General features: G+C 69.5%; 19 protein-coding genes. 12 read left to right on the top strand and 7 right to left on the bottom strand.

What is annotated here, in order from left to right; translation table 11 throughout:
• Window positions 1-126 precede the first annotated feature (126 nt).
• The 3 genes from recN (at window position 127) to KY661_RS22880 (ending at window position 3,806) form a co-directional block, all read left to right on the top strand.
• Complete coding sequence (gene recN / locus KY661_RS22890; RefSeq protein ID WP_225412240.1) at window positions 127-1,869, top strand: DNA repair protein RecN; 1,743 nt, start codon at window positions 127-129, stop codon at window positions 1,867-1,869.
• A gap of 58 nt (window positions 1,870-1,927) precedes the next feature.
• The gene (locus tag KY661_RS22885; protein ID WP_225412239.1) at window positions 1,928-2,725 is read left to right on the top strand and encodes a Stp1/IreP family PP2C-type Ser/Thr phosphatase; all 798 of its coding nucleotides are present in this window, start codon (window positions 1,928-1,930) and stop codon (window positions 2,723-2,725) included.
• 169 nt (window positions 2,726-2,894) lie between these two features.
• On the top strand, window positions 2,895-3,806 hold the full coding sequence (locus KY661_RS22880) for a M23 family metallopeptidase (protein ID WP_075007397.1): 912 nt from the start codon (window positions 2,895-2,897) through the stop codon (window positions 3,804-3,806).
• A 21-nt stretch (window positions 3,807-3,827) separates the two neighbouring features.
• Here the strand turns inward: KY661_RS22880 and KY661_RS22875 are convergent, their stop codons facing one another.
• Window positions 3,828-4,520: a diguanylate cyclase domain-containing protein gene (locus KY661_RS22875; protein WP_225412238.1), complete on the bottom strand. Its 693-nt coding sequence runs from the start codon at window positions 4,518-4,520 to the stop codon at window positions 3,828-3,830.
• Between the two features lie 48 nt (window positions 4,521-4,568).
• The gene (locus KY661_RS22870) at window positions 4,569-5,783 is read right to left on the bottom strand and encodes an SAM-dependent methyltransferase (RefSeq protein ID WP_398577226.1); all 1,215 of its coding nucleotides are present in this window, start codon (window positions 5,781-5,783) and stop codon (window positions 4,569-4,571) included.
• A gap of 117 nt (window positions 5,784-5,900) precedes the next feature.
• Between KY661_RS22870 and secA the strand changes: the two genes are divergently transcribed.
• The 6 genes from secA to KY661_RS22840 all read left to right on the top strand — a co-directional run bounded on the left by secA (window position 5,901) and on the right by KY661_RS22840 (window position 13,315).
• Window positions 5,901-8,711, top strand: a complete 2,811-nt coding sequence (gene secA / locus KY661_RS22865) for a preprotein translocase subunit SecA (protein ID WP_225412236.1) — start codon at window positions 5,901-5,903, stop codon at window positions 8,709-8,711.
• Window positions 8,712-9,111: 400 nt separating this feature from the next.
• Window positions 9,112-10,023: a 30S ribosomal protein S2 gene (rpsB, locus tag KY661_RS22860; protein WP_225412310.1), complete on the top strand. Its 912-nt coding sequence runs from the start codon at window positions 9,112-9,114 to the stop codon at window positions 10,021-10,023.
• A gap of 142 nt (window positions 10,024-10,165) precedes the next feature.
• Window positions 10,166-10,825: a translation elongation factor Ts gene (gene tsf / locus KY661_RS22855; protein ID WP_075007394.1), complete on the top strand. Its 660-nt coding sequence runs from the start codon at window positions 10,166-10,168 to the stop codon at window positions 10,823-10,825.
• Window positions 10,826-11,017: 192 nt separating this feature from the next.
• The gene (gene pyrH, locus KY661_RS22850; RefSeq protein ID WP_225412235.1) at window positions 11,018-11,767 is read left to right on the top strand and encodes a UMP kinase; all 750 of its coding nucleotides are present in this window, start codon (window positions 11,018-11,020) and stop codon (window positions 11,765-11,767) included.
• Between the two features lie 24 nt (window positions 11,768-11,791).
• Window positions 11,792-12,352: a ribosome recycling factor gene (gene frr / locus KY661_RS22845; protein ID WP_225412234.1), complete on the top strand. Its 561-nt coding sequence runs from the start codon at window positions 11,792-11,794 to the stop codon at window positions 12,350-12,352.
• A gap of 21 nt (window positions 12,353-12,373) precedes the next feature.
• Window positions 12,374-13,315 (top strand): diguanylate cyclase, encoded by a 942-nt coding sequence (locus KY661_RS22840; protein WP_225412233.1) that lies wholly within the window; start codon window positions 12,374-12,376, stop codon window positions 13,313-13,315.
• Here KY661_RS22840 and cyaY read toward each other — a convergent pair.
• Window positions 13,303-13,635 (bottom strand): iron donor protein CyaY, encoded by a 333-nt coding sequence (cyaY, locus tag KY661_RS22835; RefSeq protein WP_225412232.1) that lies wholly within the window; start codon window positions 13,633-13,635, stop codon window positions 13,303-13,305. The two genes, KY661_RS22840 and cyaY, sit on opposite strands and share 13 nt — an antisense overlap.
• A gap of 25 nt (window positions 13,636-13,660) precedes the next feature.
• The gene (locus KY661_RS22830) at window positions 13,661-14,155 is read right to left on the bottom strand and encodes a SixA phosphatase family protein (protein ID WP_177241399.1); all 495 of its coding nucleotides are present in this window, start codon (window positions 14,153-14,155) and stop codon (window positions 13,661-13,663) included.
• Window positions 14,156-14,339: 184 nt separating this feature from the next.
• On the opposite strand from KY661_RS22830, the gene KY661_RS22825 reads away from it, so the two are divergent.
• Window positions 14,340-15,032, top strand: a complete 693-nt coding sequence (locus KY661_RS22825) for a hypothetical protein (protein WP_225412231.1) — start codon at window positions 14,340-14,342, stop codon at window positions 15,030-15,032.
• Window positions 15,033-15,042: 10 nt separating this feature from the next.
• Here the strand turns inward: KY661_RS22825 and KY661_RS22820 are convergent, their stop codons facing one another.
• Entirely contained in the window at window positions 15,043-18,819 is a 3,777-nt protein-coding gene (locus tag KY661_RS22820; protein ID WP_225412230.1) for an FAD-dependent oxidoreductase, read from the bottom strand.
• Window positions 18,820-18,997: 178 nt separating this feature from the next.
• Here KY661_RS22820 and KY661_RS22815 point away from each other — a divergent pair, with 178 nt between their 5' ends.
• Window positions 18,998-19,933: a class I SAM-dependent methyltransferase gene (locus tag KY661_RS22815; protein WP_225412229.1), complete on the top strand. Its 936-nt coding sequence runs from the start codon at window positions 18,998-19,000 to the stop codon at window positions 19,931-19,933.
• A gap of 18 nt (window positions 19,934-19,951) precedes the next feature.
• On the top strand, window positions 19,952-21,844 hold the full coding sequence (locus KY661_RS22810; RefSeq protein ID WP_225412228.1) for a hypothetical protein: 1,893 nt from the start codon (window positions 19,952-19,954) through the stop codon (window positions 21,842-21,844).
• On the opposite strand, the gene KY661_RS22805 is transcribed toward KY661_RS22810, so the two are convergent.
• Together KY661_RS22805 and KY661_RS22800 are read right to left on the bottom strand one after the other, a co-directional pair.
• Window positions 21,829-22,278, bottom strand: a complete 450-nt coding sequence (locus KY661_RS22805; protein ID WP_225412227.1) for a hypothetical protein — start codon at window positions 22,276-22,278, stop codon at window positions 21,829-21,831. The genes KY661_RS22810 and KY661_RS22805 overlap by 16 nt on opposite strands.
• Complete coding sequence (locus KY661_RS22800; RefSeq protein ID WP_225412226.1) at window positions 22,275-24,518, bottom strand: glycosyltransferase family 4 protein; 2,244 nt, start codon at window positions 24,516-24,518, stop codon at window positions 22,275-22,277. The genes KY661_RS22805 and KY661_RS22800 overlap by 4 nt, the downstream gene beginning before the upstream one ends.
• Between the last annotated feature and the right edge of the window lie 36 nt (window positions 24,519-24,554).

The raw sequence follows: 24,554 nt of genomic DNA, 5'->3' as shown, positions 1-24,554 counted from the left end.
GCCTCAAAAGACGCTCTCCCTCCCCCCCGTCCGCCGGGCGTGCGCTCGACCGGAACGCCTGTGCAGTGTCGGAGTTACCTGCTAGGGTGTTCAGTGCCAGCGCCGTTAGCGGATTTCGGAGGGTGTGTGCTGCTCGGACTGCGGATTTCGAACGTGGCGGTGATTGAAGAGGTGGAGGTGGGGTTCGGGGCCGGTTTGACCGTGCTCACGGGGGAGACAGGGGCGGGCAAATCCATCTTGGTGGATGCCCTGGGATTGCTGCTGGGCGGCCGGGCGGATGCGGACGTCGTGCGCGCGGGGTGTGACGAGGCCTCCGTGGAGGGCGTCTATGCCTGCACGCCCGGGGTGGCCGCGCGCCTGGAAGAGCTGGGGCTGCCCAACCTGGGGGACGAGGTGTTGGTGCGCCGGGTGGTGGGACGCAACGGGCGGGGCAAGGCGTACGTGAACGGCTCGCTCGTCACGGTGGGCGTGCTGGCCCGCCTGACGCGGGGGCTGGTGGACATCGCCGGCCAGCACGAGCACGTGAGCCTCTTCGATGCGGGCCTGCACCGGGCCCTGCTGGACCGCTACGGCAACCTGGCCGACACGGTGGCCACCTATGCCCAGCACTACACGGCCTTCCGGGACGTGGAGGCGCGCATGGAGTCGCTGGGCGGCGACGAGGCCCGGGTGCGCGAGCGGGCGGAGTTCCTGCGCTTCCAGCGCGATGAGATCGACCGCCTGAGCCCCGAGCCGGGCGAGGACGTGGCGCTGGACGCGGAGCGCCGGCGGCTCGCGGGCGCGGAGAAGCTCAAGCGTCAGGCGGCCGAGGCCGAGGTGCTCGTCGCGGGGGATGAGAGCTCGGCCCTGGAGACGGTGGGGCGCGCGCTGGGGCTCATCAACGATGCGGTGCGCTACGACGCGACGCTCGGGCCCATCGCCCAGTCGCTGGGCTCGGCCCTGGCGGAACTGGAGGAGGCGCAGCGCCGGCTCAACCGCTACACGGAGGCGCTGGAGTCGGATCCGTCCCGGCTGGCGGAGGTGGAGGACCGGCTGGATGCCATCAAGCGGCTGTGCCGCAAGCACGCCACCTCGCTGGAGGGCGTGCTGAAGAAGCGCGGCGAGCTGGAGACGGAGCTGTCCACGCTGGAGAACCGCACGGAGATTCTCGAGGAGCTGTCGCGGGAGCGGCAGGCGGCCGAGGCCCGGGCGAGAGAGAGTGCTACAGGTCTGTCGCGCGCGCGCGCCGCGTGTGCCGGGGAGTTCTCCGCCCAGGTGCGCGAGGGGCTCGCGGGGCTGGCGCTGGGCAAGGCCGCCTTCGAGGTGCGCATCACCCCGGGGGGGCCCCTGCGCCCCGAGGGCACGGACGAGGTGGAGTTCTTCTTCAGCGCCAACCCGGGTGAGCCTCCGCGCGCCCTGGCGAAGGTGGCCTCCGGCGGTGAGGCGAGCCGGCTGCTCCTGGCGCTCAAGCGGGCCCTGGCCGACAGCGACGGGTGTGGCTCGTATGTCCTGGACGAAGCGGATTCCGGGGTGAGCGGCGCCATCGCGGACGTGGTGGGCCGGATGATGAAGGAGGTGAGCGGCCACCGTCAGGTGCTCTGCATCACCCACCTGCCCCAGGTGGCCGCCTATGCGGACGCTCACCTGCTCATCCGCAAGGGGCTCAAGGCGGAGCGCACGGTGTCCGAGGTGGTGCCGCTGGCCGCCGGGGACGAGCGCACCCGGGAGCTGGCCCGCATGTTGTCGGGCGTGGAGGTGACGCGCGAGGCAATGGGGGCGGCCGAGGCCCTGGTCCGTTCGGCTCACCGCGCCATGGGCGGCTCCCCCCGTCCCCGGAGAGATCCGGCGCCGGGGGGGGGGACCCGGGGGCGGCTCCGGCGGAGCGCTTGATGTTGGACGGAAGATTCACGTCCTTGCTCCGGTCCAAGCCGTCACATAGCATTCGGGTGTGTCCAAAACGGCAGGACAGACCGCTTCTCCGCGGCTGAAGGTCGTCTCGGCGGGTCTCACCGACGTCGGCCGGAAGCGGAACCACAACGAGGACAGCTTCCTCATCGACGAGGAGCTGCAGCTCTACGTCGTGGCGGATGGCATGGGTGGCCATGCAGGGGGCGGTACCGCCTCCCGCATCGCCGTCGAGACCATCGACAAAGAGCTGCGCCGGGCGCGAGAGAGCCGGGACAACCCGTTCATCTCCACCAGCAACCTCCAGGACGCGCTCATTCCCGAGGCCCTGCGCACCGCCGTCGAGAAGGCGTGCCTGGCCATCTACACCGCGGCGCAGGAGGACTCGCGCCTGTCGGGCATGGGCACCACGGTCATCTCCCTGGTGGTGAAGGATGACCAGGCCTTCTTCGCCCACGTGGGCGACAGCCGCGCCTACCTCATCCGCGGCGAGCTCATCCAGCAGATCAGCGAGGACCACTCGCTGGTCAACGAGCAGATCAAAGCGGGCATGATTACCCCCGAGGAGGCCAAGCACTCCCGGTACAAGAACATTATCACCCGCTCGGTGGGCTTCGAAGAGGAAGTCCAGGTGGACGTGATGGGTGTCATCTCCGAACCCGGCGACGTGTTCCTGCTGTGCTCCGACGGCCTGGCCAACATGCTCGAGGACAAGGAGATCCACGAGCTGGTGCTCCAGACGGCCCGCTTCCAGGATGTGCCGCAGAAATTGATTGATCTCGCCAACGAGCGGGGCGGCGACGACAACATCACCGTCATCGTTGTACAAGTTCAGGCCTGATGGAGTTTTCAGGGCCGTGTGTGGAGTAGGCAGGGCCTCGGGGGGCCGTTCAACTTGACACGTTGAAAAACCGGATGATAGCTGCGCAAACTGTTCCAACCGCAGCGAAATGCCCGGCAGTCATGGGGTCGGTGGGGACCAGGCCGGGCATCCACAGGGAGAGCTGTTCGTGGCGAAAAAGTCCTACACCCTCATGGTGGTCTCGGACCACAACTCTCCGGTCAAGCGCTTCCACATCCAGCGGGCCTTTCTGATCCAGCTGGGCGTAGGGGTGGTGCTGGTGACCGGCATGGCGTTGGGGGCGACGGCCCACTACTTCCAGGTGGCGAAGGACGCCGCGGAGAACCGCATCCTGCGCGAGGAGAACCTCACGCTGCGCGGCCAGCTCAAGTCGGTGCGCGAGCGCATCGAGCACATCGGCTCCACGCTGGACCGGGTGGAGCGCTTCGACCAGAAGCTGCGCGCCATGACGCTGCTGTCGGATCCGCAGCGCAACCTGGCCATGGGCCCCACGGAGCCGGGGACCACCTCGCCCACCACGGACACGCAGTTCACGCAGCTGTCCCACGCGGAAGTGCCCGGGGTGCTGCTGGGCAAGCTGGACAAGCTCTCGGCGGAGGCTACCCGGCAGGAGCAGAGCCTCCAGGAGCTGCAGGCCTACTTCCAGGATCAGAAGTCGCTGCTGGCCTCCACGCCGTCCGTGTGGCCCGCGCGCGGGTGGGTGACGAGCGATTTCGGCCAGCGGTTGGATCCGTACACGGCCGAGCGGGTGACGCACGCGGGCCTGGACATCGCGGCCCCCCACGGGAAGGAGATCCACGCGCCGTCGGACGGCACGGTGGTGTTCGCGGGGCTCGAGGGCGGCTACGGCAACGTCCTCGTCATCGACCACGGCTACGGCATCAAGACGCGCTACGGCCACCTGGCGAAGATGCTGGTGAAGGCCGGTGACAAGGTGAAGCGCGGGGCGCTCATCGCCGCTGTGGGCAACACGGGCCGTTCCACCGGACCGCACCTGCATTACGAGGTCCGCGTGAACGGCATCCCGCAGAACCCGCGCAAGTTCATCCTCGAGGAGTAGGCGCCCCGCCCCCGCGCGGCCTCAGCCCGCGGGGACGAAGCCATCGAGCCGGATGCGCCGCCGCTGCACGGTGTCGCGCGTCCGGCCGAGCCGTTCGAGCACGTGCGCGCGCTCCAGCTCGGCCCACAGCAGTGGCCCCAGCACCTGCCAGTGAGACGGTTGATCCACGGTGAGTTCCAGCAGCGTCACCGTGTGGCGGGGGAGCTCTTCCGGGCGGGTGTCCGCCGACAGCCGCTGGGCCACGTCTGCGGCGAGGCGTGCGCGGGTGGCCTCTCGCTGATCCGCCTGCACCGAGAGCTGGGAGGAGGGCGTGAGCAGGGCGGCGAAGGCATCCGCGTGGATGCGGACCACCTTGGCGCCGGGAAACTGGGCGGCCAGGGAACTCACGGTGGCCTGGAGCACCGCGTCCCCCAGGGGAAAGCCGAAGCGCGCGTTGACGGAGATCATCGCCTGGACATCGGCGAGGACGGCCCCCACGCGCCAGCCGTCGTGGTGGGCGTGGGTGGACAAGTCGAACTCCTCCTTGAGGAGGGGGCCCTGGGTGAGCGCGAGTGCCGCGAAGGCGCCCGTCTTGTCGGGCTGGCCCTGCCGGGCGCGCTCGGCCTCCAGCAGCGTCTCCACGGCGAGCTGGACCGGCTGGGCGCTCCGGGCAACGGTCCACGGGTGGAGGGCGATGAGGGCGGTGGCGGTGGCATCGTCGATGGGGTAGGGCATCGCCGCCCTTGTAACGCGAAGGCCTCCCCGGGCGCAGCCGGTGCCGCCCTAGCGGCGGTGGGCCGTCACCGTGACTTCATCCCGGTCATGGTAGAGCTGGCGCACGGTGAGCCCACTCCAGCCGCCGTCCTCAGTGAGGAGGTGGCGCACGCGCAGCAAGAGGGGGTTCTTGTCCTTCATGGGCAGCTTGATGTTGGCCACCAGATGCGAGGCCCACCCGCGCCGGCCCCACTTGGCCAGCAACTGGGCCACCTCCAGCGGCCGCCAGGCCATGTCGCAGAAGAGCCAGTCCGCCGGGTCCTCCGGGGCGAAGGCGAAGGCGCTCTCCTGCACGTGCCGGACGCGGGGATGGGCGGCCAGCTCCGGCATCAGCTTCGCGGGGTCCACGGCGATGACCCGGGCGCCCCGGGCCACCAGCCGCTGGGTCCACCCGCCCGGTGCCGCCCCCAGGTCCACGCACACCTCGCCCCGGCCGGGCTCGAAGGGCAGGCCATCGAGGGCCTCTTCCAGCTTCATCGCCGCGCGCGAGGGGGCATCGCCCTCGCGCCGCATCCGCCGCCGTCCTCCGGGCGCCAGGGACAGGGCCTCCCGCGCCAGCACCTCGCCCAGCACGGCCACGCCGGGGGCAAGGCACAGCGCCACCAGCCGCGCCCCAGCCTCCCGGGCCCGGTTCGGGTCCTCGAGCAGCCGCTCCGGGGGCAGGAGGGCGCGCGCGGCCTCCACGAGCGCGTCCGCCTGAGGGGCGAGCGCATTGCCGCTGGGCGTGTCCGGTGTGTAGGCCTGCAGCACCAGGGGCGCGCCCCGGGGCCGGGCCGCCACGCTCCGGGCCAGGGCATCCGCCGAGAGCCCGGGCGAGGGGGAGGGAAAGCTGGCCAACACCCGCATGCCCTGCCGGGCGAAGGCTGGGGAGAGGCCCGGGGCGCCGTCGCTTTCGATCAGCGCCTCGCCCAGCAGCCGGGGGGCGGTGCCCGCCCAGGCCAGCTCCTCGAAGAGGTGGGGCTCGAAGCCTGCACGGCAGGTCCATAGCCACCTGTCAGGCCGCGGCGGTAGGGTTTGCGCGGGTGTGTGGGGGATGCGCACCCGGGGGGGAACCTGAGGGCCTGGCGAGGCGGGCGTGGGCCGTTCGGGGGCCCGGCCGGGAGGGCGGGAGGGGCGCGGGCCCGGGCGGCGGCCGGAGCGGGGCGGGGGATTTCGGCGTGGGGACATTGCGTGGGCTCGGTTCCGCTTTACTGTGTCTTGACCGCGCGCAGGGCAGACGGCCAAGAGGAATGCCTCGGGATCGCGTGGGGTTCTCCCAGGGTTGTCTCTTACATCTCCAGGGATTTCCCTTCACTCGTTGCCGTCATTCGGGGATTCTCCCGCGCGAGAGAGCCAGAATTCATGATCGAATGGACGCTGAAGAAGCTCATCGGGACCAAGAATGAGCGCGAGCTCAAGAAGTCCCGTCTGAAGGTGATCCGCATCAACGAGCTGGAAAGCCGGATGCGGGAGCTGAAGGACGAGGACTTCGCCGCCGCGACGGCCCGGATGAAGCAGGAAGTGCAGAACGGCAAGCCGCTGGACGACCTGCTGTTCGAGGCGTTCGCCCTCATCCGTGAGGGAGCGCGCCGGGTGATTGGCCAGCGGCACTACGACGTCCAGCTCGTCGGCGGCATGTTCCTGCACGAGGGCTGCATCGCCGAGATGCGCACCGGTGAAGGCAAGACGCTGACCGCGACGCTGCCCACCTACCTCAACGCCCTGTCCGGGCGCGGGGTGCACGTGGTGACGGTGAACGACTACCTGGCGCGCCGCGACGCCGAGTGGATGGGCCGCGTCTACCGCTTCATGGGGATGACGACGGGCTGCATCCTCCACGAGCTGACGGATAAGCAGCGCCAGGAGTCCTACCGGTCGGACATCACCTACGGGCAGAACAACGAGTTCGGCTTCGACTACCTGCGCGACAACATGAAGTTCCGCCTGCAGGACTACGTCCAGCGCGAGCTGAACTACGCCATCGTGGACGAGGTGGACTCCATCCTCATCGACGAGGCGCGCACCCCGCTCATCATCTCGGGCCCCACCGAGGACAGCACCGACAAGTACTACCGCGTGGACCAGGTGATTCCGGGCATGGTGCCGGACCAGGACTACACGCTGGATGAGAAGGGGCGCTCGGTCTCGCTCACCGACGACGGCATCGAGAAGCTCCAGAAGCGGCTGGGCATCGCCAACCTGTACGATCCGGGTGAGATCGAGACCCTGCACCACGTGGAGCAGGCCCTGCGCGCGCACACGCTCTACAAGCGCGACAAGGACTACGTGGTGAAGGACGGCGAGGTGATGATCGTCGACGAGTTCACCGGCCGCCTCATGCCCGGCCGCCGCTGGTCGGACGGCCTGCACCAGGCCGTCGAGGCCAAGGAGGGCGTGAAGATCGAGAACGAGAACCAGACGCTGGCCACCATCTCGTTCCAGAACTACTTCCGCATGTACTCGAAGCTGTCGGGCATGACGGGCACCGCCGACACCGAGGCCGAGGAGTTCGCGAAGATTTACAACCTCGACGTGCGCGTCATCCCCACCAACCGGGACATGGTCCGCAAGGACCTGCAGGACCTCGTCTACAAGACGGAGCGCGAGAAGTTCGAGGCGGCGGCCAAGGAGATCGAGGAGCTGAACAAGAAGGGGCAGCCGGTGCTGGTGGGCACGGTGTCCATTGCCAAGAGCGAGGTGGTCTCCTCGTTCCTCAAGAAGCGCGGCGTGCCGCACAACGTCCTCAACGCCAAGCAGCACCAGCGCGAGGCCGACATCGTCGCGCAGGCGGGCCGCAAGGGCGCCGTCACCATCTCCACCAACATGGCCGGCCGCGGCACGGACATCCTCCTGGGCGGCAACGCCGAGGTGATGACCAAGGCGGCCATGGGGCCTGAGCCCGAGCCGCCCGCGCCCGTGGACGGCCAGCCCGCGGACCTGACGGGCTACCAGCAGCAGCTGGAGGACTACCGCAAGCGCTTCGCGGAGACGAAGGCGCAGTTCGACGCGCAGACCAAGGCCGAGCGCGCGGAGGTGATGGGCCTGGGCGGCCTGTTCATCCTCGGCACCGAGCGGCACGAGTCGCGGCGCATCGACAACCAGCTCCGCGGCCGCGCGGGCCGCCAGGGCGACCCGGGCGCCAGCCGCTTCTACCTGTCGCTGGAGGATGACCTGATGCGCATCTTCGGCTCCGAGCGCATCTCGGGGCTGATGGAGCGCCTGGGCATGGAGGAGGGCGAGGTCATCGAGCACGCGTGGCTCAGCCGCGCCATCGAGGGCGCCCAGAAGCGCGTCGAAGGCCACAACTTCGACATCCGCAAGAACCTCCTCGAGTACGACGACGTGATGAACCAGCAGCGGCGCACCATCTACAAGCTGCGCCGCCAGGTGCTGGCCGCGGGCGCGGGCCTGCCGCTGGTGGAGTACGAGGAGGACAAGAAGACGCGGGCGAAGATCCGCACCGAGCGGACCATCTCCTGGGCGGACTTCAAGGAGATGGTGCTCGACGCGCTGGAGGACGCCATCGTCGCCCAGGCGGACACCTACCTGCCCACGAAGAACCCGGCCACGTGGGACCTCGAGTCCCTCGAGCGCAACGTGAAGGAGGTCTTCAACCTGGAGATGTCCTTCTCGGGCAAGGGCAGCCGCGAGGAGGTGGAGGAGGACATCTACAAGGCCGCGGAGAAGATCATCCTCCAGCGCGAGCAGGAGTTCAGCGAGGAGTTTCTGCGCTTCCTCCAGTACCGGTACCTGGCCACCATCGACCAGCTCTGGAAGGACCACCTGCTGGCCATGGACCACCTGCGCCAGGGCATCGGCCTGCGCGGCTACGGCCAGAAGGACCCGAAGCAGGAGTACAAGAAGGAGGGCTACTCTGGCTTCATCCAGATGCTCGGCGCCATCAAGGTGCAGTTCGTCAGCCAGATGATGCGCGTGCAGGCGCGCAACACCGCCGAGGAGACCGCCCGCCTCCAGCGCCAGATGGCCCAGCGCCAGAAGCAGGCCCTGGAGGGGCGTGCCGGCGAGGACGGGAAGATCGACGAGGCCGCCGCGGCGCCCCGGGCCCCCGCCAAGGCGCCCGAGGCCAAGGGCGTGGGCCGCAACGACCCCTGCCCCTGCGGCAGCGGGCGCAAGTACAAGAAGTGCCACGGGGCGAACGAGGCCAGCGTCTAGGCGCTGTCCTCCTTCTGCCTACACCCACCCGGCGCGGTGCTGCTTCTCCCCTCTGGGAAGCGGGCCGCGCCGGTGGCGTTCAGGGGCTCGGGAGGCCGGGGGCCGGGCGGCCAGGCAGGCTCCCGTGGGGGGATGTGGGGGTGGTTTGACGCGAAGCTTGCGCACGCCAGAGGGGTTTTGTTAGGAACCGCCCGCCCCTGGCTTATGCCGGGGGTGGATGGCAAGCAGTACCCACTTCACACACGCCCGTTCCGGCCCAGGTGCTCCCGCGAAGGACGTCCTCACCCGAGGCGCCCCTCAGCAGGAGAGATGGCCGGTGTCTCGCTCGGGTGTGGCGGACCAACCGGAGAGCAACATGTCGATTGAAGGAACGCAGGACACACAGACCCAGGCGCAGGCCATGGCCGCCGCGAGCGGCATCACGATGAAGCAGCTGCTGGAGGCCGGTGTTCACTTCGGCCACCAGACCAAGCGCTGGAACCCGAAGATGAAGCCCTACATCTTCGGCGCCCGCAACGGCATCTACATCATCGATCTGCAGAAGACCGTCGTGATGGCTCGCTCGGCCTTCCGCTTCGTGGCGGACATCACCTCGCGCGGCGGCTCGGTGCTCTTCGTGGGCACCAAGAAGCAGGCCCAGGACGTCATCCGCGAGGAGGCGGCGCGCGCTGGCCAGTTCTTCGTCACCAGCCGCTGGCTGGGTGGCACGCTGACCAACTTCAAGACCATCAAGCAGGGCATCGACCGGCTGAAGACGCTGGAGAAGATGGCCGAGGATGGCACCTTCGACCGCCTGCCCAAGAAGGAAGTCGCCTCGCTGGAGCGCGAGCGCGAGAAGCTTGAGAAGAACCTGGGCGGCGTGAAGGAGATGGCGAAGCTGCCCCGCTGCGTGTTCGTCGTCGACCCGAAGAAGGAGCACATCGCCATCCACGAGGCGACCCGCCTGGGCATCCCCGTCATCGGCGTGGTGGACACGAACTGCGATCCGGACGGCATCGACTTCGTCATCCCGGGCAACGACGACGCCATCCGCTCCATCAAGCTCTTCACCTCGAAGATCGCCGACGCGTGCCTCGAGGGTGCGGCGCGCTACCGTGCCTCGGGCGCGGCCGACCGCGACGAGCAGGAGGAGCGTGAGGGCCGGGACGAGCGCCGCAACGACCGCGATGACCGCCGTGGCCCGCGCCGCGGTGACCGGGATCGCCGGGGTGGTGGCGGCGAGCGCCGCGGCCCCCTCGTGGAGATGAAGGGCGCGGCGCCTGCCGCCTCCGACGCCCCCGAGGCTGGCGGCGAGACTCCCGCGGCCGAGTAAGCCGCTCGCGCGGTGGCGAGCATGAAGTCTGGCCGGGCGGTGGGGACCCGCCGTCCGGCCGTTGCATTTCCCAAGCTGACGTATTGAACCTCAATTCCCCCACCAGCGCATGGCGCCGGACACGCGGGGCCTGGAGAAGAACATGGCCGAGGTAAGCGCCACGATGGTGAAGGAACTCCGCGAGAAGACGGGCGCGGGCATGATGGACTGCAAGAAGGCGCTGGCCGAGACCGGCGGCGACTTCGTCAAGGCCGAGGAGTGGCTGCGCAAGAAGGGCATCGCCAAGGCCGGCAGCAAGGAAGGCCGTGTCGCGGCCGAGGGCATCATCTCCACGTACGTCCACAGCGGCCGCATCGGCGTGATGGTGGAGGTCAACTGCGAGACGGACTTCGTGGCCCGCAACGAGGACTTCCAGGCGCTGGCCAAGGATGTCGCGATGCACATCGCGGCGGCCTCGCCCCAGTACGTGCGCCGCGAGGAGATCCCCTCCGACGTGCTGGAGAAGGAGAAGGAGATCCAGCGCGCCCAGTTGAAGGAGGCGGGCAAGCCCGAGGCCATGTGGGAGAAGATCCTCGTGGGCAAGATCGAGAAGTACTACGAGACGGTCTGCCTGGTGGACCAGTTCTGGGTGAAGGACGACAAGAAGCGCATGCACGAGATGATCACCGAGCGCGCCGCGAAGATTGGCGAGAAGGTGTCCGTGCGCCGCTTCGCCCGGTTCGTGGTGGGCGAGGGCATCGAGAAGAAGAAGGATGACCTGGCCGCCGAGGTCGCCAAGACGCTGGGCACCGCCCAGGCGTAAGGCCTCCTGCCGTGCCAGTGAGGGGCCGCGGCTCCGGCAAGTCCCTGCGAGGGGCCTTCCGGAGGGCGGCCCCTTCTGTTTTTCGGGACTTGGGGGCGTGCGGGGCCGAAGGGTTCACAGGCGACGGTCCGAGGGAGTCCTTGCGACTCGAACGTTGATCGTGGCCAGGGTGGGGGATAGAAGCGGGGCCACATGTCCGACCCGACCCGTTCTGGCCGTTACAAGCGCATCCTTCTCAAGCTCTCGGGCGAGGCCCTGATGGGCGATGGGAAGTATGGCATCCACCCGCCCACGCTTTCGCGCATCGCCTCCGAGGTGAAGGAGCTGATCGAGGCGGGCGTGCAGGTGGCCCTCGTCATTGGCGGCGGCAACATCTTCCGGGGCGTGGCCGGGGCCACCGAGGGCATGGACCGGGCGAGCGCCGACTACATGGGCATGCTCGCCACCTGCATCAACTCCATGGCGATGCAGGACGCGCTGGAGAAGCAGGGCGTCCACACGCGCGTGCTGTCGGCCATCAAGATGGAGCAGATCGCCGAGCCCTACATCCGCCGCCGTGCCGTGCGCCACCTGGAGAAGGGGCGCGTCGTCATCTTCGCCGCGGGCACGGGCAACCCGTACTTCACCACCGACACGGCCGCGTCCCTGCGCGCCATGGAAATCAACGCCGAGGTCATCCTCAAGGCGACCAAGGTGGACGGGGTGTACAACGCGGACCCGAAGAAGGATCCCGAGGCGCGGCGCTACCGCAGCCTCTCCTACCTGGATGTGATCAAGCAGGACCTGAACGTGATGGACTCCACGGCCATCTCGCTCTGCCGCGACAACAAGCTGCCCATCGTGGTGTTCGACTTGACGGTGCGGGGCAACATCGGCCGCGCGGTGCTGGGCACCGGCGACATCGGGACCGTGGTGGGGACCGCCGAGACGGTCTGGGCCTGACCTCTTCTAACCTGGGAGCTCACAATGGCGAATGAAGACGTGCTGAAGGAGTTGAAGGGCCGGATCGACAAGACGATCGATGATCTCAAGCGCGAACTGGCCAAGGTGCGCACCGGCCGGGCCAGCACCGCCATCCTGGATGGCGTCCGGGTGGACTACTACGGCACGCCGACGCCGCTGGCGGGCGTGGCCAACGTGAATGCCCCGGAGCCCCGCCTCATCACCATCAAGCCCTTCGACAAGAGCGTCCTGAAGGAAATCGAGAAGGCGCTGCGCGAGGCCAACCTCGGCATCAACCCGATGAACGACGGCGAGATGATCCGCCTGCCGTTCCCGCCGCTGACCGAGGAGCGCCGCAAGGACATCGCCAAGCAGGTGAAGTCCAAGGGCGAGGAGCACAAGGTCGCCATCCGCAACATCCGCCGGGACGCCAACGAGGCCCTCAAGGAGAAGCTGAAGGCGAAGACCATCACCGAGGACGACAACAAGCGGACCTCGGAGAAGGTGCAGAAGGAGACCGACGCGGGCGTGACCAAGGTCGACGAAATCATCGCGGCCAAGGAAAAGGAGGTTATGTCCGTTTGAAATTGGGGCTTTAATGCCCCCATGCGCTCCGCACTCATTGCCGAGCCGTCCCTCCCGGTCTCCACGGCACTCCGTAAGTTCCTGGAGAGCGCGGACTATGACGTGAGCATCGTCAGCACCCTGGACGAGGCGCTGCGGGAAGTCCACGCGCGCTCGCCCTCGGTGCTGCTGGCCTCCCAGAATGCCTCGCTCGACGGCGAGGCGCTCTGCCGCCAGGTGAAGGCGGAGGTGCCGGAGCTTCCGGTGCTCCTGCTCTACCTGCCGGAGGAAGAGCATCCCGAGCCGCGCGCCGCGGGCGCCGGGGCGGATGCCTTCCTGGTGGGGCCCCTCAAGCGCACCACGGTCGTCACCTGTGTGGGGCTGCTGCTTCAGCTCTTCCAGGCGCGCGCCGCCGCCGAGGCGGTGCCCGCCGCCGAGGCGGAGGCCCCCAACCGGCGCTCGGACACGGCGGGCTCCCCGGACTTCGAGTTCCTCAAGCGGCTGCTCCTCATGGAGGTGAAGCGCAGCCGGCGCTACCGCTACCCCATTGCCCTGGTGCTGCTGGAACTGGACCGGCTGGCCGAGCACCTGGCCCCGCTGGGCCCCCCGCGGCGCACCGCGGTGCTGGCCGAGGTGCTGGCGCTGCTCACCGAGGCGATGCGCGACATCGACGTCACCGTCCCCCTGTCCGAGGGGCGCTTCGTCTCCTTCATGCCCCACACCGCCAAGGACGGGGCGATGATGGTGGCCGAGCGGCTGCGCCAGCGGGTGAAGACGCTGGCCCCGCTGCCGGAGCTGACCCTGTCCCTGGGGCTGGCGGTGTTCGAGCCGGCCTCGGCGCGGGGGCAGACCCAGGTCAGCTTCGGCAACCTCATGCGGGATGCGAGCGAGGCGCTGCGCAAGGCGCAGGCCGCGGGCGGGGACCGGGTGGTGTTCAGCGAGCGGGGGCCGCCGCCTCCGGGCGAGGCGCCTCAGGAGGGGTAGGCGAAGTCCGCGCCGCTGATCTCCCGCACCACCTGGGCCACGAAGGAGAACAGCTCCAGCCCCCGGCCCTTGTCGTCCTTCCAAGTGCCGGTGGCCTCGTCATACAAGAAGTGGATGCCCTGGCTCTTGCCCGCCACCCAGATCTGCCGCACGGCGCGCTGGGTGTTGACGATGCACTTCTCGCGCGAGGGGGCGGTGAGGGTGAGCATGTCCCCGGTGGTGTCGGCCTCGAGGACGTCCGGATCGATGACATCCGCCGCGGCGACCATGCGCTTGAAGACCGTGGCGACGAGCTGGTTGTAGCGCGCTTCGTCCATCATCGCGTTGCTCCGGCCCGCGGGCCGCTCACTGGATGACGTCGAGGACCTGCTGCCCGGGCGCCGCGTAGAACAGGAACTTCAGCGGGGCGCCGGCTTCCTCGGCTCGCTCCAGGGCGATGACCGTGCCGGGGTTGACCGGCTTGGGGAAGGACTGCATGCCCAGCAGGTGCGCCGCCAGGGCGCCCATGGAGGGCTGATGCCCCACGAGCACCAGGTTCTGGTCCGCGTGCTCGGCGATGACGGGCTCCACGGCGCCCACGGGCATGTCGGGCAGCAGGCAGCGGTGCACCCGGAGCAGGCCCTCGTGCTTTGTCGCGGCGGAGAGGATTTGCGAGGTCTGGACCGTGCGGACCAGGGGGCTCGTCAGGATGAGGGAGATGGGCCCCATGCGCTCCGCCAGCGACGCGAAGTGCAGGGCAGTGTTGGCGCGGGCCTTCGCGGTCAGCGCGCGCGCCTCGTCGCCGAGTCCCTCGGGGATCTCTGCGTCCGCATCGCCGTGCCTTACCAGGAAAAGCCTCAAAGTCCCTCCACCGCTCTCGACAACGAATCGCGGTTCGTACACGACCGTGGGCAGGTTGGTCAAAGGTAATGCGGCGATTGTTCAATGCTGCCGTCCCTCCCGGTAGGTTGTCGGGGAGGCATCGAATCCCATCGGACAGGGTCCCGGGCCTATAGTCGCCCCCGTGATTCCAAGGGGAGTAGGCATGCGTCGGTCGTTGTGGGTGCTCTGGGCGGCGCTTGCCTGCTCAGCGTGCAAGAAAGAACAACCCGGCCCGGCGCCGGCCCCCGCTCAGGCAGGCCCCGCCTCGCCCGGGGCGGCCCCCGCCCCAGGTGAGCAGGACCCCGGGACGGCCGGAGGGGAGGCCGGGGAGGTGCCCAACACCTACCGGGTGACGCCCGAGAAGCTCGGGGCCTACGTGGGCTACCAGCGCCAGTTGCTGGAGGCCTACGCGGCGCTCACGAAGGAGCTGGCCACGGTGAAGAGCAAGCCGGACACGGTGGGCACCATGGCGGAGGTGAATGCCACGATGAAGTACATCGAGGGCAAGGCGGTGGCGGAGGAGAACGCGCGCAAGGCGGCGGGGCTCTCCGAGGTGGACGTCAACGGCCTGGCCGACGTGGTGACGGCGGTCATCTCCCAGCGCCAGATGCTGCAGACGCTCCAGTTCGACGAGGAGCTGAAGAAGCTGGAGGCCATGCAGGCGAAGCTCAGCCAGGAGCAGCAGAAGGAGCTGGCCCCGCAGATTGACGCCATGCGTGAGCGCGTGGAGTCCCTGCGCCAGCTCACCGAGGTCCGCCGCACGTACGGCGATGCCAACGTCGACACCGTCCTGACGCGTGAGGCGGACCTGGCGAAGAACTACCAGGACATGATGAGCACCTTCGGCAAGCGCTGAGCCGCTTGCCTCAGACGCGCTTGAGCTGCGGGGCCTTCTGGAGCAGGCGCGCCAGGAAGACGTCCGACACCTTCTCCATGACGGTGTTGCCGCGCAGCCGCTGGTTCAGGTTGACGAAGTCCACCTGGTCCAGGTTCTGGTCCTGGTTGTAGCAGGAGAACACCCACGTCTCCTTGCCGGTGCGCGGGTCCACGTGCTTCTGGAGGCACTGGGCGCAGATCTCCTTCATCATGCACTGCATCGGCGAGTTGATGGAGCCGATGGCCTCGTGGCCCGGCTTGAGGAAGGGCTGCAGCACGCCGTGGCGGGCCTCCTGCACCGCGCGCATCATCCGGTCCGAGCCGATGGCGATGATGCGGTCCACCTCGCTCAGGGAGATGACGGGCTGGGGGCCGAGCTGGCCCTGCGCGTAGGCGAGCATGGCCTGGACGACGTTGCCCCGGAAGGCGGCGTCCTGGGGCCGCCGGGGCTGGATGGTTTCCCCGCTGTCCACCGACCAGATGATCTGGTCCGTGCCGGCTTCGATCTCGGCCTGCTTGAAGCTGTCCACCTTCTGCCGGTAGCCGGCGAAGTAGACGACGCGGCAGCCCGCGGCCTTGAGCGAGCGGGCGATGGAGAAGAGCACCGCGTTGCCCAGGCCACCGCCCACCAGCACCACCGTCTCGTTGTGGGCGATCTCCGTGGGCGTGCCGGTGGGGCCCATGAGCACCACGGCCTCACCGGGCCGCAGCGCGGCGCACAGGCGCGAGGAGGAGCCCATCTCCAGCACGATGGTGCCCATCAGCCCCTTCTCCTTGTCCACCCACGCTCCGGTGAGCGCCAGGCCCTCCATCGTCAGCCGCGTGCCGTCCACGACGGGCGCCAGCCGCTCGAAGTTCTGCAGCCGGTAGAACTGGCCCGGCTCGAAGTGGCTGGCGGCGAACGGCGCCTTCACCACCACCTCCACGATGGTGGGCGTCAGGCGGTTGACGGCCACGATGGTGGCGTTCAGCGCCTCGTCCAGCTTCGCGAAGTGGGCGGCGAGCCGCGCCTCGCGCGCGGCCTGGGCCGCCCCGTCCGAGAAGTCCATCGCCGCGACTTCCCGGGCGAACAGGCGGGCCACCTGCGGGTAGCCATCCTTGGCGCTCGCCATGGCCTTCACCACGTTGCCCGCGTAGGTGGGGTGGTTGTCCCCGTAGAAGGAGATGAAGCGTCCGTCCTTCTGGTACGAGGTGAAGAAGCCCACCTTCGCATCCAGGTCCTCGACCGCCTCCACGGGCCTGAGCGCGAAGGCCTCACCGGCCTCGTCCAGCTCGAAGCCCTGGAAGTACTCCTTGTTCTCGTCGAGCTGGAAGGTGCCCGGGTACTCCTTCTCGTAGGTGACGTTGGGCGAGGTGCCCGCGGCCACGCATACCGTCTTCGCGGGCATCTCGAAGAACTCGCCGCTGCCCTTGAGCTTGCCGTCCTGGGTCACCATGCGCTCGAAGCGGATGGCCCGCACCGCGCCGCTCGCGTCCTGCAGCGCCTCCGTGGGGCTCATTCGCTCGATGAAGCGGATGCCCTCCTCCAGCGCCTTCACCACCTCCTCGTGGTTGAGGCGGTAGGCGGGGGACTCGGTGAGGCTGCGGCGGTAGACGAGGCTCACGCCGCCCCAGCTGCGCACCAGGTGGATGAAGTCCGGGCTGCGGCCCTCCGCGAGCGCCTTCTCGCGCTCGGCGCGCACCGCGCGGCCGTGCTCCAGGAACATCTGGTAGGTGGCGCGCTCCTCGGCGTCCAGCCGCGCCAGGACGGTCTCCTCGCTCAGCTCCGCGGTGAGCTGCTCGTGGCGCTCCAGCATGCGCTGCACCTGTACCGGGTAGTACGCCATCAGCTCCGTGGCCGTGTCGATGCCCGTCAGGCCGCCGCCGATGACGATGGCGGGCAGCTGCACCTGGAGGTTCGCCAGGGAGTCCCGCTTGAAGGCGCCCGTGAGCTGCAGCGCCATCAGGAAGTCGCTCGCCTTGCGGATGCCCCGGATGAGGTTGTTCTTCATCCCGATGATGGTGGGCCGGCCCGCGCCCGCCGCGATGGCGATGTGGTCGAACCCCAGCGCCCACGCATCGTCGATGGTGAGGGTGCCACCGAAGCGCACGCCGCCGTAGATGTGCAGGTTCGCCCGGCGCGCCAGCGTCAGGTGGATGAGGGTGAGGAAGTTCTTGTCCCAGCGCACGGTGATGCCGTACTCGGACACGCCGCCGAAGCCCTCCAGCACCCGCTCGTCCAGCTCGCGGGTGAGCGCCCGCCAGTCCCGGATGGGCTGGAGCGCCTGGCCGTTGCGGCCCACCAGCTCGTCGGGGGAGGGCTCAATCTTCAGCCCGTCCACGCCGGTGACGCCGAAGCCCTCGTTGAGCAGGTAGTGCGCGAGCGTGTAGCCCGCCGGGCCCAGGCCCACCACCAGCGCGTTGCGGCCGATGTACGGCAGCGCGTACGGGCGGCGCACGTTGAGCGGGTTCCACCGGGACAGGAGCCCGTAGATTTCAAAGCCCCAGGGCAGATCCAGCACGTCCGTGAGCGTGGAGGTCTCCGCCAGGGGGATGTTCACCGGCTCCTGCTTTTGGAAGATGCAGGCCTTCATGCAGTCGTTGCAGATGCGGTGGCCGGTGCCCGGGCACATGGGGTTGTCCAGCATCACCATGGCCAGCGCGCCCACCGAGAGCCCCTCGCGCTTGAGCGCGTGGACCTCCGAGATGCGCTCATCCAGGGGGCAGCCCGTCAGCGGGATTCCCAGCGGGTTCTTCTTGTAGGTGTGCCCCTCGGCCACCGGGTCCTTCGCCTTGAAGCCCTTGGAGCAGGAGTCCTTCTCGCGCTCGTGGCAGATGACGCAGTAGTCCACCTCGTTCATCACGTCGCGCGGGGTGCCGCGGCGGTCGGTGAGCTTGAACCCATCCCGGTGGCGCAGGTGGTGGCCGGGGCTCTCGGAAATCTCGGGCAGCTGCGGGTCCGGCCGGTGCAGCGTGACGAGCTGGTCGAAGACCAGGGGCTTGGGGATGCGGTGCGTGGGCCAGGTGTGGAACAGCTCCTTGAGCTCCGGGTGCAACGCGCGGGCGTACGTCCAGCGGTCGGCCAGGGAGAGCAGGGCGCGCACGGCCTGGAGTTCCGCCGCGTCCTCCCCTTGCGTGACGAGGCTGGCGCCGAAGGCCTCCTTGCCCTCGGGCGTGGACGCGAGCGCGGTGCGCAGCGCCGTCCACCGCGCGCGCAGCTCCGGCTCCCGGGCCTTGTTCGCCGGGGGCAGGGCGCCCGAGAAGACGCGCTCCAGGTCCATCAGCGTGAGCACGGACTCGGCCAGGCTCCGCTCCGGGTCCAGGGCCAGGGCCTCCGGGAAGCCCAGCTGCAGGAGCAGGCGCATCCGGGCATCCAGCGAGGGGTACTCGGCGAGCGACGGGCGGTCCGGAGCGCCCTTCTTGAAGACGCGGCGGGTGATGAAGTCGCGCTTGAAGTCGAACAGCGGCAGCTCCCCGGTCAGCCGGCGCGCCAGGCTCTCGGTCTCCTCGCCGATGCTGAACAGGCGGGCCAGGAAGGCGCCCACGTGCCGCGAGACGCGGATGAGCAGTTCGGACTCCGCGGGGCCCGAGACGCTCGTTCCCCCCGACTTCCGGTAGGCGTCGAAGGCCTGGAGCAGCTCGGGCTCGTGCTCGGACATCCACGCGTCGAAGCGGTCCGCGAGCCGGCGCAGCCCCTGGGGACGGTAGAGGTCTTCGAAGGTGAACCCGGGCAGGCCCAACGTCAGCGTGGGGCTGGAGGAAGCAGTGGAGGCGTTCAAGGAAGGCATGTGACTTTGGATAGACGGGGAACCGGGGAGAACAGGCTCTTCGCTACACTGTTTTCAGGCTCGCGGTCCATCGTCTGGCGCACGGGCAGGGCCGATGCTCAGGAAGGCCGCTGCGTCAATAGGGTTTATTCTCGGGGATTGAGGTCTCTTCTCCGTTGGGACTACGGTGCAACCCCCCATGCCCCTAGATGTAACCGCCCGAGCGCCGTCCGAGCCCTATCTGTCCCCGGTCCCCGGCGCCTGCTACCTGTGCAAGGGACGGCGGCTGCGGTTGCGCTACCCCGCCCGGGGGCCGAGGGGCGCGGGGGATGCCGCGGCCTACCGGTGCACCTCCTTTGGCCACCGCACCCACCCGCCCATCTGGGAGTGCGAGGAGTGCCAGATGCTCTTCCAGTGGCCCCTGCCGTCCGCCGCGGAGCTGCTGCGGGCCTATCAGGACGTGGAGGATCCGCTGTACGTGGCGGAGAAGGACAACCGCTACCGGACCTTCCGGCGCGTCCTCCAGGCGTTGGGGCCCGCGCAGGGCCGGACCCTGCTCGATGTGGGGGCCTACTGTGGCTACTTCCTGGATGTGGCCCGCGAGGGGGGCTTCCGACCCGAGGGGTTGGAGTTGTCGCGCTGGGCCGCAGGGCATGCCCGGTCGCTGGGCTTCACCGTGCATGGCCGGCCCCTGAGGGAGCTGGCCACGGAGGGCCGCACCTACGACGTGGTGACGCTCTGGGACGTGGTGGAGCACTTCGCCGACCCGCGCGAGGAGCTCGCCGCGGCGTTCCAGCTCGTGCGCCCCGGGGGCCGCCTCTACCTGTCCACCATCGATGTGAGCAGCCTCGTGGCCCGCGTGCTGGGCGGCCAGTGGCCCTGGCTGATGGACATGCACCTGTTCTACTTCGGCCGCTCCACGCTCGCGATGCTGCTGGAGGAGGTGGGGTTCCAAGTCGTGGAGGCGCGGACCTACACCCACATCATCTCCGCCGATTACCTCCTGCGAAAGCTGGGGGCGAGCTTCCAGCCCCTGGCGCCCGTGATGGGCGGGCTGCGGCGGCTGGTGCCCTCGCGCTGGTCGGTGCCCTTCAACCTGGGCGACAACATGTTGATGGCCGCCGAGCGGCCTTGAACCGGTGGCCTTCCCCGTATGTCTCCACTCTCGCGGTGGGTGCTCCACCCGCTGATCCTGCTGTGCTTCACGCTGCTGTCCGCCTTCCACACGTGGCCCCTGCTGGGCCGCCTCCAGGGCTTTGTCCTGGGGGGCCGCGAGGACGGCTACATGAACATGTGGCACCTCTGGTGGATGCGGCGGGCGCTGTGGGAGGCCCCCCAGAATCCATTCTTCTCCCCGCTGCTGCACTGGCCCCTGGGCGCCGAGCTGTACTGGCACACCCTGTCGCCCGCGAAGACGGGCTGGGGCGTGGTGCTCCTGCCCTTCCTGCGGCTGGAGGTGGCCTACAACCTCGTCATCTTTGGCACCTTCGTGCTGACGGGCTACACGGCCTGGCTGCTGCTGAGGGACTTGCTGCTGCGGGCGGGGTTCAGCCCGGGGCTGGCGGCGGCGGCGGCGATCGCCGGGGCGTGTGCCTTCGACTTCTCGCGGTACCACCTGAGCCACGCCAACGCGCACCTGAACCTGTCGGCGCTGGAGGGGATTCCGTTCTACCTGCTGTGCTTCTTCCGGTGGCTGGACGGGGGCAAGCGCCGGTGGCTTTGGGGCGTGGCGCTCGGCGCGCTCTACGTGCTGCTGTGTGACTACTACTACCTGCTCTACATCGCGCTGCTGTCCTTCGTGTGGGTCGTCGCGGAGCGCTGGCGCCACGGCCCCGTGCTGTCCCTGGACGCGCTGAAGGACCCTCTGTTGCGCCGGGCGGGGTGGGCCGCCCTGGCCGCGGGGATTGCCTGTACGCCGCCCCTCCTGCCGCTGCTCGCGCACCTCCATCCGGCACCCATTGGCGGCCACCATGGGGACTCGGACTACTACACCGATGTGTATGCCCTGTTCCTGCCGGATCCGTCCTCGGCGTGGTTCGACAAGGCGCCGGTCTGGGCCCGGTCGCTCATCGGCGGACTGGTGCGCGACAAGATGGCGAGCAACGCCGAGGAGGCCGGCACGTTCCTGGGCATCCTGACCCTGGGGCTCGCCGCGTTCGCGCTCTGGCGGGGCGTGCCGGACGGGCGGCGCTGGGTGGGCATCGGCGTGGGGTTCGCCGTGCTGTCCATGGGGACGGTGCTGGCCCTCGGCGGCGTCACCCAGCACCCCGTGTCCTTGCTGCTCGTCCTCCTGCTGTGGCTCGTGGCGCTGGTGCCGGGCTGGCGCCAGCGGGTCTGGCGGCGGGATGTCCTGGTGCTGCTCGCCTACCTGACCGTCATGGCCTTCTACGAGCCCTTCACCTCATTCGGCCGCGAGCTGAGGGTCCAGGTGCCGATGCCCTACGTGGTCTTCAAGCACGTGGTGCCGCTCTTCAAGCAGGGAGGAATGCCCGTCCGCTTCGAGCTGCTCACCACGCTGGCGCTGGCGGTGCTGGTGGCGTTCGCCGCGGCGCACCTGGGGGCGCTCGCCGCGCGCAAGGACGTGCGGCTGGGGGTGGGGGTGGCGCTGCTCACCGCGCTGGTGCCCAACCTCGAGTACCGCAACAAGCCCATGAACATGGTGGCCTTGCCGAAGCCGCCCCCCGTGTTCGAGGAGATTCGCAACGCACCCGCCCCGGCGGCGGTCTTCACGGACAACGTCCTGGGGCAGTGGGAGCAGACCCTGCACGGCAAGCCCGTCTCCTTCGCGCGGCTCTCGAGAACGCCGGTCCGCGAGGCGGAGATGCTGGAGCTGCGGCTGTTCCGGGCCCTGGAGGGGTTCAATGGCCTCGCGGGCCCCGTCTCCCCCGAGGAGGCGCAGCAGATGAAGGCCTACCTGAAGGAGCACCACTTCCGCTGGTACGTCTCCCACTACTTCTATCCCCCCCGGGACAAGTTCGTGACCGAGGTGCTGGGCGGTGAGCGCGTCCACCGGGACGGGCTCTACACCGTCTATCGCTTCCCCTGAGGCGGGGCCTTGGGGCGGCTCGGCCTGGAGGGGGCGGCGGGGGGCTGGGCGGCCTTCAGCGCCTCCACCTCGCGCCGCAGCCGGATCACCTCGGCGGACAGCTGCGCGTAGGAGTCGCGCACGTGGCCGTTGAAGACGCGCTGGCGGCCGAGCGTCTCGTTGATGAGCACCTGGCACGTCTTGCGGAAGGCCCACTTCGCCACCAGGACGAGCTGGCCCGCGCCGCCCCGGTGCGTGTGCAGGGGCAGCGGCGGGGTGGGGTCCGCGTGCTGCTCCAGGGCCTGGAGGTTGAAGGACAGCGGATCCACCCGGGGCGCCACGCCCTCCTCGGGCACGTCCGCGGGGTCCGACGTGGGGAGGCCCCGGAGGCGCAGGCGCTCCTCGATACGGCTGATCAGCTCGCGCGCGGGAATGTCCCGTCCCAACAGCTTCATCGGCGCTTCTCCTGGAGGATGAGGTCCATCTCTTCCCGGTAGGCCTCCACCACTTGAGGCCACCCGTGGCGCTTCGCGTAGGTGAGCCCCTGGCTGCCCAGGGCCTGGCGCTGCTCGCCCACTTCCCGCAGTCCGGTGATGAAGGACTCCAGGTCCGTATAGGTCCGCCCCGCCTGGCTCCGGGCCACCTGGCCGGCGAGGACTTCCGAGTGCCCGTTGACGAGCACGGGCGTGCCCTGGGCGAAGGCCTCCAGCGTCAGCAGCGAGAGGCTCTCGAAGCGCGAGGGCACCACCACCGCGAGCGCGCCGGCCAGGGCATCGTGCTTGTCCTGCTCGCTCACCCGGCCCACGTAGTGCACGCTCGGGCCGCCCAGCGGCATGTTCGCATCGCCCGCGAGCACCAGGTCGGGCGCGTCCGCGTAGCGCTCCTGGAGCGCCCGGTGGTGGGAGAGCAGCTCGGGGATGCCCTTGCCCGGCTCCAGCCGCCCCACGTAGAGCAGGTAGTCCCGCTTCAGGCCGTGCTTCTGGCGGAAGCGCTCCCCTTGTGCGGAGGGGCGGTCCACGCCCACCCCCACCACCCGGGTCCGGGCATGATCCGGGTAGAAGCGGCCGATGAGGGCCACCTCCTCCGGGGTGTTGCACATGAGCACCCGGGGCCGCTCGAACACGTCCGCGTAGACGCCGAAGCGCAAGGGGGGCTCGTCGTGCGCGGTGGGCACCAGCATCGAGCGGTGAGCCACCAGCGGCAGGCCCCAGACGGTGGGCGCGTACAGGTACGTGAAGAAGAGGTACCCGTCGTACGTGTCCGCCGTGGCGGCCAGGTGCGAGAGCAGCCCGGGGCAGAGCGGGCCCTGCTCGGCCACCCAGTGCTCCTCGCGCAGCCGCTCGTTGGGGCGGTCGAACACCTGGCGCGACAGGCCGTTGAAGGGGCGGATGTTGCGCGTGCGCGTCACCGGAAAGCGCAGCACGGGCAGCCCATCCACCCGGTCCTCGCCTGCGGGGAAGACGTTCTCCCACGTGAGGTGGTTCTTCGCGCACGTGGTGAGCAGGGTGAGGTTCCAGTGCGGGGCGAGGTGCTCGGCCACCTGCTGGGCGTGGCGCTCGGCGCCGCCCGTCACCTCCCCGAAGCGCTGGACGACGATGGCCACGCGGGGGCGCTTGGGCTTCGCCGTCCGGCGGCGGGGGGCGGCAGGGGCGGGGGCCACCGTGGCGAGGGCCTTCTCCAGGGCCTGCTGGCTGCGCTCCGCCGAGAAGAACCCGAGGCGCTGGGCCTGGCCCTGAAGGATCCGCTTCCGCAAGGCTTCGTCCTCGCTCAGCTCCACCACCAGCTCGGCGAGGAAGGCAAAGCGCTTCTGGTCGAAGACGATCCCCGCGCCGCCCAGCGTCTCCGGCACGGCGGCGGCCCCGAACGCCAGCACGGGCACCTCGGCCGCCATGGCCTCGATGAGCGGAACGCCGAAGCCCTCGTGCTCGCTCATGGAGACAAAGACCTGCGCGGAGCGGTAGGCCGCCACCAGCTCCGCGTGGTTCAGCCGCCCCAGGAAGTGCACCCCGGAGAGCCCCTTCGCGGCGCGCTGAAGCGACTTGAAGTAGCGGCTGCCCGGCTCATAGCCCCCCACGAGCAGCAGGCGGGCCTGGGGCCGCAGCCGCAGCAGCTCCGCGTGCAGGGCGATCAGGTCCTCGAAGCGCTTGTGCGGGGCCACCCGGCTCACGCTCAGCACGGTGGGGGAGAGGCCCTCCAGGGCCCTGCGCCGGGCGGGGTCCGCGCAGGAGGCCGCAAAGCGCCCGGGCTCGATGAAGAGGGGAACGGTGTGGAGGTTCCGGTAGCCCGCGGCGCGCAGCTCCGCCGTGTTGAAGTCCGAGACGCCGAGCGCCAGGTCCACGAAGGGCCCCATGGCGGCGAGCTGGGCCCGGCCGGCGGTGAGAGCCTCGGCCAGCGGGGTGCCCGCGTAGAACCGCGCGGGGCTGATGTTGTGGAAGACGAGGCCCCGGCGGCAGGGCAGGTGCATCAGCCGGCCGCTCAGCGGCGAGGCGATGCCGTGGTGGTAGAGGACCAGGTCCTTCGGGCCAGGGCTCAGCGCCTTCAGGGGCTGGGCCAGGGACTCCAGCCCGGGGCCCACCTCGGCGGCGTGGATGTCCCCGAAGTGGCCCATGCGGCGCAGCAGCCATTGCAGGTGCAGTGCGGCCTGGCCGGTGGCGTCACCCGCGACGAAGCTGGGAATCAACTGATGGACCGCCATGGGCTGTCTTGCCTATCACACGCCCATGGTATGAGG

The sequence above is a fragment of the Allostigmatella hybrida genome (genome assembly GCF_020103775.1).
Lineage (GTDB): Bacteria > Myxococcota > Myxococcia > Myxococcales > Myxococcaceae > Hyalangium > Hyalangium aurantiaca.
The sequence above is the reverse complement of the archived record's forward strand: the minus strand, read 5'-3'. Positions and strand labels throughout refer to the sequence as shown.